This window comes from Vibrio sp. La 4.2.2 (assembly GCF_027586995.1).
Taxonomy (GTDB): domain Bacteria; phylum Pseudomonadota; class Gammaproteobacteria; order Enterobacterales; family Vibrionaceae; genus Vibrio; species Vibrio mediterranei.
The window spans coordinates 36,544-49,431 of record NZ_JAPPTJ010000014.1; the positions used below are offsets into that span (position 1 = coordinate 36,544).

The following is a 12,888-nucleotide window of genomic DNA, read 5'->3' on the forward strand; positions in this document are numbered from 1 at the left end:
GTGAATCATGACTCCAGAACTGACCGTTACTCTGTTTTCAAACGCCGTCTGGCTCATCATCAGTATCGTGATGGTACTGGTAGTGCCAGGACTGCTTGTGGGTTTGGTTATCGCGGTTTTTCAAGCTGCAACTCAAATCCAAGAACAAACACTTAGCTTTTTACCTAAATTATTGGCCACCCTGTTGATGGTCATTTTTGCCGGGCATTGGATGCTACGCAAAATCATGGAGCTATTCGACTTCTTGTTCCATAACATTCCAGGGATGATTGGTTAATGCAGATTACGTTCGCCGAAATATCTCAATGGTTAGGTCAGTTATGGTGGCCCTTTTTCAGGATTGGGGCTGCCTTTCTGGCCATGCCATTTTTCGGTGATGCGTTAATTCCAGTATGGGTCAGAGCCCTACTTGCCTTATCTATTGTGGTGATCACGGCACCGCTTATGCCTGCAATGCCTGCTGTTGATTTGCTGTCGATGACCTCTCTGTTTTTGGCCTTTGAACAGGCTATGTGGGGACTTTTTTTCGGACTCATACTGCACCTTTTTTTCACCATCTTCACCATGCTAGGGCAAATCGTCTCGCTACAAATGGGGCTTGGTATGGCGATCATGAACGACCCGGTCAATGGACTCTCCGTTGCCATTTTGGGACGAATTTTCTTGCTGCTGTGTACGTTATTATTCCTTGCACTCGAAGGGCATCTTCTGGTCATTGATATTTTGGTGCAGAGCTTTGTGGTATGGCCGGTCGGCTCTGGCATCACCATCGCCTCTTTAGACAATATCGTTTCTTTGTTTGGTTGGATGTTTGCTTCAGCCTTAGCTTTGGCGTTGCCAGCCATCGTCTCCATGCTATTGGCGAACATCAGTTTTGGTGTCATGAACCGAGCGGCACCCAGCCTAAACGTTTACGCCCTTGGCTTCCCAATGACCATGTTGCTTGGTTTGTTTAGCATCTTGCTAACAGTTAGTGGCATCCCTAGTCGCTATACCGCGCTGGTACACGAAACATTGAGTCAACTTAACCTGTTTATGGCGGGGGGCGCATGAGCGAGCAGTCCAGCCAAGATAAAACCGAAAAGGCCTCACCCCAGAAGATCAAAAAGGCGAGGCAGGAAGGTCAAATTCCTCGTGCCAAAGAGTTCACTACTGCAGTGCTGTTTTTGATTGTTGCCATCTATTTTTATATCCAAATCGGTCGTATTTGGGAGCACATTTCTGGTGTATTTCGCTTCAATATGGCACTAACACGTCAGGACCTAGAAAACCCTAAACAAATGATTGAGCAACTGGGTCAAAGCCTTGGCATCATCATCGAATTACTACTACCCATGTTTATGGTTATCGTCATTGCCGCTATCGGCAGTAGCATGATACTTGGCGGTTGGATGTTTCGCCCAGCGAATATCCAACCCAAGTTGAGTAAGCTCAACCCCATTTCCGGTGTTGGACGTATGTTTTCAACACGTTCATTGGTTGAGCTGCTGAAGTCGTCACTCAAGGTCACGGTGATTTTTGCCTTACTGTATACCTATTTGGATAGCAACTTTTCTCAACTACTTGGCATGCAAAAGCTCACCCTATCTCAGGGCATCACTATGGTGATGACGATTTTGTTTGAAGGTCTATTACTGATGGGTGTGGCTCTGCTTATCTTCGGCGTGATTGATATTCCTTACCAACGTTGGGAGCATCTCAAGCAGCTTAAAATGACCAAGCAAGAGCTGAAAGAAGAGTACAAAAATAATGAAGGGCGTCCGGAAGTAAAACAGCGTATTCGTCAGATTCAACAGCAGTTTGCACGCCGAAAAATCGACAAAGCCGTCCCCAAGGCTGATGTGGTGATCACTAACCCAACGCACTACGCCGTGGCTCTAAAATACGACACCTCTTTGTCAGATGCGCCATTTGTGGTGGCGAAAGGTATCGATGAGACGGCGATGCACATTCAACGTATTGCCCGCGAAAATCAGGTAGAAATATTACACTCGCCGCCATTAACGCGCTCTATCTACTACACCACCGCCATAGAGCAAGCGATCCCAAGCCAGCTCTACATCGCCGTGGCACATATTTTAACTTACGTGATGCAATTAAAGGCGTTTCGCCAAGGCTCGGGAGACAAACCGCTACCACTTCCCGTGTTCTCAATACCTAAACATTTGCAACACTAACGGATAACTAGAACAAGTAACAAAGGAACTCTCATGTTGAATCGTCTTAAACAATTTAGACGCTCAGGAAAAGGCTATATTGGCATCCCTATTGTGTTGCTGATGATTTTGGCTATGGTGATTTTACCATTGCCGCCTTTGCTACTCGATGCGTTGTTCACGTTCAATATTGTTCTGGCTATTTTGGTGCTACTGGTCAGTACCACCGCCAAAAGACCGCTCGACTTTTCCATCTTCCCAACCATTTTGCTTATCGCAACCCTAATGCGACTCACCTTGAACGTGGCCTCTACTCGTATTGTCCTACTCGAAGGTCATAATGGTGGAGACGCGGCTGGTAAAGTTATCCAAGCCTTCGGTGAAGTCGTGATTGGTGGTAACTACGTCGTAGGTATGGTTGTCTTCGTCATCTTGATGATCATTAACTTTGTGGTGATCACCAAAGGTGGTGAACGTATTTCTGAAGTTTCGGCTCGTTTTACCCTTGATGCGCTCCCTGGCAAACAGATGGCGATCGATGCAGACTTAAACGCAGGACTGATTGATCAAGAAGCGGCAAGACAAAGACGTAAAGAAGTCGCCAACGAAGCTGATTTCCACGGTTCGATGGATGGTGCCTCTAAGTTTGTGCGTGGCGATGCTATCGCAGGCTTAATGATTCTGTTTATCAACATTATCGGCGGTATCAGTATCGGTGTGTTTGAACACGGCTTACCCGCTTCTGAAGCTTTCAAGACCTATGCACTACTGACCATCGGTGATGGCTTAGTGGCACAGATTCCATCACTGTTACTGGCAACGGCAGCGGCCATCATTGTTACTCGCATCAATGATAGCGATAACGATATGACCGATACCATGCATAAGCAGTTATTGGCGACGCCAGCAACCTTATACACGGTTGCCGCCATTATGCTGATTATTGGTCTAGTACCAGGCATGCCACATCTCGCCTTCTTCACGTTTTCTGGTGTATTAGCGTTTGCAGGCTGGCGTCAATCCAAAGCTCCTGTTAGCGACCCGCAACTTGATGAAGTTGAAGCGATTTCTGCTGCCATGCAAGCAGACAATGAGCAACCACTATCTTGGGATGATATCCCACATGTACACAGCTTATCGCTAGCTTTGGGTTATCGATTGGTTCACCTAGTGAATAAAGAGCAAGGTGCGCCGCTGACACAGCGTATTCGAGGGGTACGTAAAAATCTTTCCGAACAAGTGGGCTTCTTAGTTCCAGAGGTGAGTATTCGAGATAACCTGAGTCTTAAACCTAACCAGTACACCTTATCACTTAACGGTGAAATCATCGAAGAAGGCTTTATCGAACCCGATCGTCTGATGGCTATCGCTGTTGGTGAAACTTATGGCGAAGTGGATGGTATCTTAGGCAGTGACCCTGCTTATCATTTGCCGGCGGTTTGGATCGAACATAAAGACAAAGCCAAAGCACTTAATATGGGCTATCAAGTCGTCGATGATGGCACCGTTATCGCCACACACATTAGTAAGGTGATGAAGTCGCATCTAGCGGAATTATTTACTCATGATGACGTGGATGCAATGAATCTGCGCTTAACCCAACAAGCACCTAAACTCTCCGAAGCGCTCGGTGCAGCTTTAAACCCAGCACAACAGTTAAAGGTGTACAGGCAACTACTGCTCGATCAGGTTCCTCTTAAGGACATTCGCACCATTGCCAATACCATGCTGGAATCAGCAGAAAATACTAAGGACCCTATTCTTATTGCTGCCGACGTGCGTTGTGCACTGCGCCGCACTTTAGTTAACCTTGTGGCTGGGCAACGTAAAGAGCTAAGCGTGTACGCACTTTCTGATGAGCTCGAACAGATGTTGATGACGTCACTACAACAAGCTCAAGCCAATGGCAGCGTCATGTTAGATAGCTTCCCAATTGAGCCCAATATCCTAAGTCAATTCCAGCAAAACTTGCCGCTGATAAAACAGCAGCTTAAGCAACAAGGGCTTGCGCCCATCTTATTGGTCATGCCCCAGCTAAGACCTTTGATCGCTCGATATGCCCGCACCTTCTCGCAAGGATTGGCGGTACTGTCTTATAACGAAATCCCAGAAAACAAACAGATAAACGTGGTAGGAAACCTTGGATAACCTAACTTCAAACCAAGCGCTGTATCGCTACCTACATCAGCTAGTGGAGCAGCATGTCGTTACGGAAGACGACCAGATTATTTTTGACGCTTTTGAACAAAATGACATTCGCCATGCCTGTCAGGCCATTCGCGACACCAAAAACGGGGAAGTCGAGTTTCAGCATTTAACGCTGCGATTCGGCAGCCAAAGTGAGCAAAGCGTCTACCAGTTTGACCTTTCTGATACGATGCGCTTTTGTCTCGATTTGTACAGTTTGTATCTCGCCTTGCGCCAAACCAAGTTCCAAATAGAGACCTTTCACCCAGATCTCACCAGTAATGTCGTCGTGCCTATTAGTAGTGATGCCCTGCTGTGGGAATCGGGTGAGCACTTTCTCAAACAAGTGATTCGATACCACGCAGGCGCGTTCTACCATATTATCCCTTCACTGCAACTGGGTGAGACCACCCCTTTGCATGAGCGGGTTAATGCATTAACCGAAACCCTCAAAGAGCAAGCTTTCGCATTATGGTTCGACGTTGACCCGAGCCAAGGTATGTTCGAACAGTTACTGCCCTTCGAGCCCGATGCGCTCAAAGTAGCAGCAACGTTAGAAAACAAACAAGACCGAACACGGTTATTACCTTTGGTGAAATTCTGTCGTAATCATAAGTTAGCTTGGGTGGCAGGACGAATCAGTAATCAAGATGAACTCACCCAATTTAAGCGCCTTGGTGCCAGTCATTACTTTGGCTACTTCAGTGATATTCCGACCTCAATGTCATTTAAGTCATTCGGTGATGCCGGTAATGATGAGTACTAACCAAGCGCTTATTTAAACCACATCGGCGCCTCTCCTTTCACTCTTTCTAGCAGAAAAGAGAGGCCAACTTCCCTAACAAAATCGCTGTTTTTTCGGAATAAACCTCACACTTTCCCACCCAAAATCAATAATTTCCAAGTTTTTTTCATTTTCCAATTAATCCTAGAAATTAACCGACCGCCTCTTGTTAGTGAGCGGGGCGAATGTCCCACATTGATATAGATTCAAGGAGAATGACAATGGCTTTATCGATGCACACTAACTACGCTTCGCTAGTTACACAAAACACTCTGAACAACACAAACGGTCTGCTAAACACAGCAATGGAGCGTTTGAGCACAGGTTACCGCATTAACTCTGCAGCAGATGATGCGGCAGGTCTTCAAATCTCTACTCGTTTAGAATCTCAAACTCGCGGTATGAACGTTGCAATGCGTAATGCACAAGACGGTATCTCAATGATGCAAACTGCTGAGGGTGCGATGGACGAGATGACAAACATCGTTTACCGCATGAACGACCTAGCAACTCAAGCATCAAACGGTTCTGCTTCTACAGCTGACAAAACTGCACTGAACAAAGAATTCCAACAGCTTAACGAAGAGCTAGTAAACATCATGGATTCAACTAACTTCGGTGGTCAAAAGCTGTTTAACACGACTGGTTTCGCTGCGGGTGCAGTTAACCTACAAATCGGTACTAATGCTGGTGAGCAACTAGCAGTTGACGTATCTACAGACATCACAGCTCTAAACACAGCAATCGGTGCAGCTGGTGGCTTTGCTCTAGGTGATATCTCGACAGAAGCTGGTGCTCAGACAGCACTTACTACTCTAACAGGTGCAACAGGTGACACAGGTCTTCTTGCTGATATCGGTACTACACGTTCAAGCTTTGGTGCGAACATCAACCGTCTAGAGCACACTATTGTTAACCTTGGCAATATGGTTGAGAACACATCTGCTGCGAAAGGTCGTATCACTGACGCTGACTTCGCTGTTGAGTCTTCAAACATGACGAAGAACCAAATGCTAATGCAAGCGGGTACAACAGTTCTGTCGCAAACTAACCAGCTACCTGGTATGGCGATGTCACTACTTCGTTAATAAAGCAAGCATCCTTAATAATTGGTGCGGTGATCGCTACCAGCCAACCGCATCGGTTATTTTTGGATATGATGAATTTTCCTTCGTTAACTATTCATCCGTCCTTTTAACCTCCTTCGGGAGGTTTTTTCATTACTAGGTGGTGCTTGATGGGATGTGAAGAGATGAAAACAAAACTAACTCTGAACCCAGATCTCATATTGCCACTTATCTTATCACCAACGATTAATACCTCTCACCGTCAAGTCGCCTTAACCCTCTGAGTAATAGGCAGTTTACTGGTGGAAAAGCGGAACTAGCACAATGGAAACCCCGCTTCCGCCCACGAGAGAAAACTATCCTAACCAATTGAATTTTAATGTTTTAAATCATGGCATACATCTTGATTTAACCCACTAAGAATACTGTGCTGTCCATCCCTATCGCACGGCGAGCAGCAAAACTAAGGAGCACTCCAATGAGTTCGTTTGACCCAATCACTATGGCGACCAACCTTGCCACTTATGATGTGCAGCCATTTCAGCAGCGTTATCAAATGCAAGCAGATAAGTATCAGGCTCAAATTACTGCGCTAGGTAAAGTGGAATCGGCATTGCGTGAGTTCCGAACTGCCGTAACCAACATGAACAGCAGTAGCTCGAACATCATTAAGAATACAGCAACGGTTTCACAAGAGGGTTTCCTTTCTGCGACGGCCAATGCCAGTGCCATGGCGGGCAGCTATCAGGTGTTTGTGGAACAAGTTGCCACCGCACACCAACTCTCAACGGGTATGCCAGCCGACCTAGATGCCAACACTGAGATTCCAACAACAGGCACGCTCGATTTAACGGTTGACGGTAAAACCCTATCACTCGATCTATCAACAGTTGATACCGACGGCGATGGCAAAGCAACTATGGCCGATTTGGTTTCAGCTATTAATAACGACCCTGATAACCCAGGCGTCAATGCCACTCTGGTTCGTTCCAATGGCCAGACGCACTTTATGTTATCAAGTACTGAAACGGGTGTTGCCAATACTGTAAACGTGTCAGCTTCAGGCACTGGAGCATCCTGGTTTGAAGATGCCTTTACTAACACCAGCAATATCAGTACACCGCAAGATGCCGTCATTTGGCTAGGCGCTGAGGGTAGCGGCCTAAAACTGACCAACAGTAGCAATACCTTTACTGGCGTTATTGATGGTGTTGACCTGACGGTCAGTAAGGCGCAGGTCTCGGGAGAGCAACCGCTGACGCTGACTATTGGTGCCGATGATGAAGCGACAAAAGAACAAGTTAACGCCTTCATTGACGCTTACAACACTCTGATGTCTACCATGGATGAATACACTGGTATCGGCGGGGAGGATAAAGCACGTGGCGTGTTAGCGAGTGACCCAACACTTCGCTCTATTGAAAGCCAACTTACCAGCATTATTCGTGGTGAATACAACGGAATGCGCCTAAGTGAAGTGGGTATTGAGATTGATCGCAGCGGCAAGATGACACTGGATACTGCCAAGTTCGAAGAGGCGCAAAAAAATAACAGTGCCGCGCTAGAAGCCATGTTTAACGGCGACGGTAATCTTCTGGATTCCATCGACACCATGGTTGACCCATTTTTGAAGTCGACCACCGGTCTTTTCAAAACCCGTAAAGACTCCTTACAACAGAACATTTCGCGCATTGACGACAAACAAGCAACGTTAGAGCGCAAGTACGACATGGCGTACAGCCGCTACCTCAAACAATTCACTCAAATGAACACCTTAATGACACAAATGAACCAAACCATGAGCATGTTTGGTTAGGGCTAGGAGTACAAAATTATGCTAATGGATTCAGGCTACGACTCATATCAGCAGGTCGATTTAGATGCCCAAGCAGCAGCCGCAAACCCACATCAACTAGTGGTGATGCTGATCGACGGTTTACTTAATGAAATTGAACGTGTGCGCGGTCATATAGGCGCAGGGCGCTTAGCTGAAAAAGGTGATGGTATCAGCAAGTGTATGAACATTCTTGTCGGCCTCGATAGCGCACTTGATGATGAAAATGGTGGCGAAATCGCCGAGAACTTGCACCAACTTTATGACTTCTGCCAAATCGAACTCTATCAAGCCAGTATTCACAATGACGTGGAAAAACTCGCCAGTGTAGAGCGTGTGATGGGCAATATCAGAGAAGGATGGTTGAATTTTGGCAATCAAGCATAAGGTGTCCCCTGAGCGATTCCGACACCTCAGTAAACTTATTGAAATCGCGACAAAAACGGAAGATTGGCACGCACTAAAACGCTACGACGTACAGCTTCGTGAGCTTTTGGACACCCATAGACCTTACTTAAAGGACCCTAGGTTAGCGCCCGAAATTCGCCATGCTAGACAGACTCATTTAGCGGCGTACGAAGCGTTGTCCGTTGCAACCAGTGAACTCAAAAAACGCCTCCACAGTGTGAGCGAGGAAAAAGAGCGAACGGTGGCTTATCAACTTGCGATGACATTGGAGTAACCCCATGCTAACCATGACCAATATTCAAAGTGGTGACAGTTCGGCGCGTGTTAGTGATGGTTCATCAAACCAGAGCATTAATGCAGCAAGTACCTCATCACCTAAGGACGCTGCTGTCCCTTTTGGCCAACTCGTTAAAGCGCCAAAACAACACGATCAATCCGTGGTTGATGACCCTTTGTTAACCAACGAGGCAGATAACGCTGACGAAAGTGCTGTGCACGCTACACTAGCGACACTGATTACCGAGCCAGAGTTGCCTCAAGGTTCTGCCGTTGCAACAAGCCAAACACCTGCAACCTCACTGCAGCAACAAGCTTCCGAGCTACTTAGTCAGTTTGTGGTCAATGCCAATACACGCCATTCCGCGGCACCTCAAGTTGAGGCACATGTCGCTCACCCATCAATAGCGATAGGTAAAGAAAACTCACCACGTAGCTCGGTCAACTCGGCTCTGCTGGTGACACAAGCAGCTCCAGACAACACCATCTCTCGCCCCATTAATGCAGAGATAGCTAACTCACTAACAAACTTAAGTAGCCAGCCAGTGACAGCCCAACAAACTCAAGGTCACCAGACTACTCCTGCGCCAGTATCCACCACACCTTCCTCAACAGAATGGGCACCGGTTCGAGTGGACACTCAAGCAGGTAAATGGGGGGAGCAAATGCTGCAAGTGCTCAACGACCGAGTCACTCTACAAGCTCAACAAAACTTGCAAGAGGCTCGGATCAGATTAGATCCGCCTGATCTTGGCAAATTGGATCTTATGGTTCGTGTTGAAGGCGATCGCTTAAGTGTGCAAATCAATGCCAATGCCGCTGCTACACGCGAGGCATTAATGCAGGTCTCAGAACGTCTTCGATTTGAACTGCAAAATCAGAACTTTATGCATGTTGACGTTCAGGTCGGTACTGGAGAAGGCCAACACGAATCACCGCAGCATAGTCAGGAGGAAGAGTCGACGGTTCTCGCCTCTCGTCGCTTTGATGATGACTCTTCATTTCAATCCACCTTTACCACTGCTGAACACTGGCTCAGTACGCAAGCCTAGTGCTATGCACTAAGTACCTCATAGGAAATAAATTATGACTAAACCGCAACTCTTCGCCATGTTCATCGCCATGATAGTGACCAGTGCCTTGGTCTCTGCTGCTACTGTGTTTGGTGCAGCCTGGTATTTAAAGCAAGCGGGCGATGACCGCAGCATGATTGAAGACACTCCACTGTCGTTTTTGACCCAAGACAACCAAAATAGCCAAGGCCCAAGCTTTCAATCATTGGACAAGGTAGTACTGAGTGTCAGAGGCAAGAAGCAAACTCACTTTGTAATGATCGAGCTAGCGGTAGAAACTCGTCGCCCAGATCGACTGCAGAATATCAATGACTACATGCCCATTGTCCGCAATGCCATGCTCAACTTGTTCAGCCAAAAAACTTATGAAGACCTTCATGGCGAACAAGCTCTTGCATCGCTACAGGACGAAGTAAAAAACACTGTGATGATGGCGTTTGCTAAAACTGAGGTGATACGCGATATCGACGATGTACTGCTTACCAAGTACGTCGTGCAGTAGAGGCCGCCTATGTTGGATATGAATTACACGGACAGTTATGGTGTCGCCGACGAGGTGAATTCGCCAACGACACCCATTGATGAAAATCGTCTTCTGAGCCAACACCAGATTTTGGTGAAACGAGTGGTCAATCAACTGCGTAACCATGCTACGACCCATTGCAGCATCGAAGACATGCAGCAAATAGGATTGATAGGGTTACTGGAAGCAGGGCGTCGCTATGGCAATATCGATGACCCCAACTTCCCTGCATTTGCTGTGTGTCGTATTCGAGGCTCTATTTTGGATGAGCTACGCCGACTTGATTGGCGTTCACGTAAAACACGCCAGCAAGCGCATGAGCTCAACGATATCACCCGCGATCTCACCAAAGCACTGAAACGAATGCCGACGGAGCAAGAGATCATTAAAGCCCTTGGCACCGATCAAGCGGATTATCACACTCGGCTCAGCGCCTCAATGGCTGGCGAGATGCAAAGTCTCGATCAGTTGATAGAAAAAGGGCTGGAAGGTCAGGTAGATAGTGCCTATGAAGGTATGAGCCATGAGCATATTCGCCGCAGTCTAGAGGTCGCTCTCGCAAAATTGCCAAAACGAGAACAACTGCTGATGACACTGTTTTATCAGCACGAACTCAACCTACATGAAATTGCCTTGGTACTCGAACTGACACCACCACGGATCTGTCAGCTCCACAAACAAGCGCTAAAACAACTCAACCAATTACTATCTTCTTAGGAGTCACATATGCAAAAGTTTATGGGCGCGATCATTATTCTGATGTGTGTCTTCGGCGGTTACGTTTGGGCCGGGGGAAGCATGATGGCCATTTGGCAGCCAGCCGAATTTCTGATCATCATAGGTGCCACAGTCGGTTCATTGATCATAGGTAACCCTCCGCAAGTCTTGAAAGAAATGCGCAGCCAGCTTCGCTCTATTATGTCACCTCACAAGGACGAGCAAGCGTTCTACATGGAATTAATGGCATTACTGCAAGTCTTGTTAGAAACCGTTCGCAGTGGTGGCTTCAAAGCACTCGATAAACATATCGAGAACCCTGAACAAAGCCCGATTTTCAACCGTTACCCACTGGTTAGCCGTGATTATCGTCTTGTTTCTTTCATTACCGACAATTTGCGTTTAATGGCAATGGGACAAATGTCGCCTCATGAATTAGAGGGACTACTAGAGCAAGAGATTGAAGCGATTGAATCAGACCTGCTGCTTCCATCTCGCTCAATGCAACGTACGGCAGAAGCTCTACCCGGTTTTGGGATATTGGCAGCCGTTGGCGGGATCATCATCACCATGCAAGCTATTGATGGTTCCATTGCCTTGATTGGCTATCATGTCGCCGCCGCTCTAGTAGGTACATTTTTAGGTATTTTTGGTTGTTACTGCTGTTTAGACCCAGCCAGTAATGCCATGGCTCAACGCGTTAAGCGTGATATGTCAGCCTTCGATTGCATCCGCGCGACACTGGTCGCCTATGTGGCGAAGAAGCCGACGTTGCTCGCGATTGATGCTGGCCGCAAACACATTCAGCTCGACATCAAACCAACCTTTAATCAAATGGAGAGGTGGCTAGCTGAACAGGAGGGATAATGCAAAAACAAGAGCAAGTCGTCTTTAAGCGTTCAGGACGCCGCCATGACCATGAGTACCATGGCGGTGCTTGGAAAGTCGCCTTAGCCGACTTTATGATCGCGTTAATGGCTCTGTTCCTCGTGTTATGGGTAATGCAAGTGGTCGACAAAGAAGAGCGCAAAGCGATTGTCGCCCACCTTCAAATGGCCAGTGTTTTTGATAAGAGCACTGGCAGCCTTTTCGATACTTCACAAAGTATCTCCCCTATTGATCTTGCCTCCGACTCATCGGTGACCAGCCGTCATGATTCAGTGCATACCGTGACCTCTTTTTTCCAGGGTGATCGCGATGGACCAGAGTCTGACTCGCTGATAAACGGCACCTTTGATACCCAAGAGCGCTTAGAAGCCTTGGCGAAAGTGGTCAATGAAATGATGCGCCAGATTAATGCTGATGGGAACGTTGACGTCACGGTCACCCCACAAGGCTTAAGAATCGTGCTGCAAGATGACTACAAACAAAACATGTTCCGACGAGGTGGTTCAACGCTTACTCCTTTCTTTGAAGACCTGTTATTGGCATTAGCACCGGTATTCCAACGCGTTGAAAACCCGATGATCATTAGTGGACACACCGACGCAACTCAATACCGTAAAGCGTTTAGTAGCTCCTCTAACTGGGAACTGTCCTCGTCTCGAGCCAATAGCGCCCGACAAACCTTGGTCGCTGGCGGTATGCCTGAGCAAAGAGTGCTACAAGTCACCGGAATGTCTGACCGAGCGCTGCTCAATCAACAGGATCCTAAATCGAGTGAGAACCGCCGTATTGAACTGTTTATCTTGACCACTCCAGCTGCCGAAGTGATCAGCACCTTATTTGGCGAACAGCCGACTAACGAGGTCGAAAAGGCACGTGAGAAGGCTCAGTTTAATCAACCTGTGTTCCGAACCGATACCATTCGCTTTGAGTCGGAAGGCACCTCTTCCGTTGAGCCACAAGCACTTTAGCTTGCGC

Annotated in this window: 14 protein-coding genes; all 14 read left to right on the forward strand. The window is 47.3% G+C overall.

Annotation, left to right across the window (positions count from 1 at the left end; all coding sequences use genetic code 11):
- The first annotated feature begins 7 nt into the window (after positions 1–7).
- The 14 genes from fliQ (at position 8) to OH456_RS22955 (ending at position 12,881) form a co-directional block, all read left to right on the forward strand.
- Complete coding sequence (gene fliQ / locus OH456_RS22890; protein WP_006072158.1) at positions 8–277, forward strand: flagellar biosynthesis protein FliQ; 270 nt, start codon at positions 8–10, stop codon at positions 275–277.
- Positions 277–1,053, forward strand: coding sequence for a flagellar biosynthetic protein FliR (gene fliR / locus OH456_RS22895; RefSeq protein WP_124940495.1), 777 nt, complete (start codon positions 277–279; stop codon positions 1,051–1,053). The genes fliQ and fliR overlap by 1 nt, the downstream gene beginning before the upstream one ends.
- On the forward strand, positions 1,050–2,177 hold the full coding sequence (gene flhB / locus OH456_RS22900; protein WP_270034309.1) for a flagellar biosynthesis protein FlhB: 1,128 nt from the start codon (positions 1,050–1,052) through the stop codon (positions 2,175–2,177). The genes fliR and flhB overlap by 4 nt, the downstream gene beginning before the upstream one ends.
- 33 nt (positions 2,178–2,210) lie before the next feature.
- The gene (gene flhA / locus OH456_RS22905; RefSeq protein WP_198558540.1) at positions 2,211–4,304 is read left to right on the forward strand and encodes a flagellar biosynthesis protein FlhA; all 2,094 of its coding nucleotides are present in this window, start codon (positions 2,211–2,213) and stop codon (positions 4,302–4,304) included.
- The gene (locus tag OH456_RS22910; protein WP_006072151.1) at positions 4,297–5,109 is read left to right on the forward strand and encodes an EAL domain-containing protein; all 813 of its coding nucleotides are present in this window, start codon (positions 4,297–4,299) and stop codon (positions 5,107–5,109) included. The genes flhA and OH456_RS22910 overlap by 8 nt, the downstream gene beginning before the upstream one ends.
- 239 nt (positions 5,110–5,348) lie before the next feature.
- A complete protein-coding gene (gene lafA / locus OH456_RS22915; protein ID WP_006072148.1) occupies positions 5,349–6,215 on the forward strand; it encodes a lateral flagellin LafA in 867 nt (288 codons plus the stop codon).
- Positions 6,216–6,672: 457 nt separating this feature from the next.
- Positions 6,673–8,010, forward strand: a complete 1,338-nt coding sequence (fliD, locus tag OH456_RS22920) for a flagellar filament capping protein FliD (protein ID WP_270034310.1) — start codon at positions 6,673–6,675, stop codon at positions 8,008–8,010.
- Between the two features lie 18 nt (positions 8,011–8,028).
- Positions 8,029–8,415: a flagellar export chaperone FliS gene (gene fliS, locus OH456_RS22925; RefSeq protein ID WP_006072145.1), complete on the forward strand. Its 387-nt coding sequence runs from the start codon at positions 8,029–8,031 to the stop codon at positions 8,413–8,415.
- Positions 8,399–8,710 carry a hypothetical protein gene (locus OH456_RS22930; RefSeq protein WP_006072143.1) on the forward strand — a complete coding sequence of 104 codons (312 nt, stop codon included), beginning with the start codon at positions 8,399–8,401 and terminating at the stop codon, positions 8,708–8,710. Before fliS ends, OH456_RS22930 begins: the two co-directional genes overlap by 17 nt.
- Before the next feature lie 4 nt (positions 8,711–8,714).
- Positions 8,715–9,764: a flagellar hook-length control protein FliK gene (locus OH456_RS22935; RefSeq protein ID WP_270034311.1), complete on the forward strand. Its 1,050-nt coding sequence runs from the start codon at positions 8,715–8,717 to the stop codon at positions 9,762–9,764.
- Between the two features lie 34 nt (positions 9,765–9,798).
- Positions 9,799–10,287, forward strand: coding sequence for a flagellar basal body-associated FliL family protein (locus OH456_RS22940; protein WP_031493313.1), 489 nt, complete (start codon positions 9,799–9,801; stop codon positions 10,285–10,287).
- A 9-nt stretch (positions 10,288–10,296) separates the two neighbouring features.
- Entirely contained in the window at positions 10,297–11,025 is a 729-nt protein-coding gene (locus tag OH456_RS22945; protein ID WP_006072137.1) for a FliA/WhiG family RNA polymerase sigma factor, read from the forward strand.
- A gap of 9 nt (positions 11,026–11,034) precedes the next feature.
- The gene (motA, locus tag OH456_RS22950; protein WP_006072135.1) at positions 11,035–11,892 is read left to right on the forward strand and encodes a flagellar motor stator protein MotA; all 858 of its coding nucleotides are present in this window, start codon (positions 11,035–11,037) and stop codon (positions 11,890–11,892) included.
- Positions 11,892–12,881: a flagellar motor protein MotB gene (locus OH456_RS22955; RefSeq protein ID WP_006072134.1), complete on the forward strand. Its 990-nt coding sequence runs from the start codon at positions 11,892–11,894 to the stop codon at positions 12,879–12,881. The genes motA and OH456_RS22955 overlap by 1 nt, the downstream gene beginning before the upstream one ends.
- Positions 12,882–12,888 lie beyond the last annotated feature (7 nt).

What these genes read in the sequence shown, in the direction of transcription:
- fliR (WP_124940495.1), top strand. Translation starts at nt 277, where the DNA reads ATGCAGATTACGTTCGCCGAAATATCTCAATGGTTAGGTCAGTTATGG.
- flhA (WP_198558540.1), top strand. Translation starts at nt 2,211, where the DNA reads ATGTTGAATCGTCTTAAACAATTTAGACGCTCAGGAAAAGGCTATATT.
- OH456_RS22945 (WP_006072137.1), top strand. Translation starts at nt 10,297, where the DNA reads ATGTTGGATATGAATTACACGGACAGTTATGGTGTCGCCGACGAGGTG.
- fliQ (WP_006072158.1), top strand. Translation starts at nt 8, where the DNA reads ATGACTCCAGAACTGACCGTTACTCTGTTTTCAAACGCCGTCTGGCTC.
- OH456_RS22955 (WP_006072134.1), top strand. Translation starts at nt 11,892, where the DNA reads ATGCAAAAACAAGAGCAAGTCGTCTTTAAGCGTTCAGGACGCCGCCAT.
- fliD (WP_270034310.1), top strand. Translation starts at nt 6,673, where the DNA reads ATGAGTTCGTTTGACCCAATCACTATGGCGACCAACCTTGCCACTTAT.
- OH456_RS22940 (WP_031493313.1), top strand. Translation starts at nt 9,799, where the DNA reads ATGACTAAACCGCAACTCTTCGCCATGTTCATCGCCATGATAGTGACC.
- OH456_RS22935 (WP_270034311.1), top strand. Translation starts at nt 8,715, where the DNA reads ATGCTAACCATGACCAATATTCAAAGTGGTGACAGTTCGGCGCGTGTT.
- fliS (WP_006072145.1), top strand. Translation starts at nt 8,029, where the DNA reads ATGCTAATGGATTCAGGCTACGACTCATATCAGCAGGTCGATTTAGAT.
- flhB (WP_270034309.1), top strand. Translation starts at nt 1,050, where the DNA reads ATGAGCGAGCAGTCCAGCCAAGATAAAACCGAAAAGGCCTCACCCCAG.
- motA (WP_006072135.1), top strand. Translation starts at nt 11,035, where the DNA reads ATGCAAAAGTTTATGGGCGCGATCATTATTCTGATGTGTGTCTTCGGC.
- lafA (WP_006072148.1), top strand. Translation starts at nt 5,349, where the DNA reads ATGGCTTTATCGATGCACACTAACTACGCTTCGCTAGTTACACAAAAC.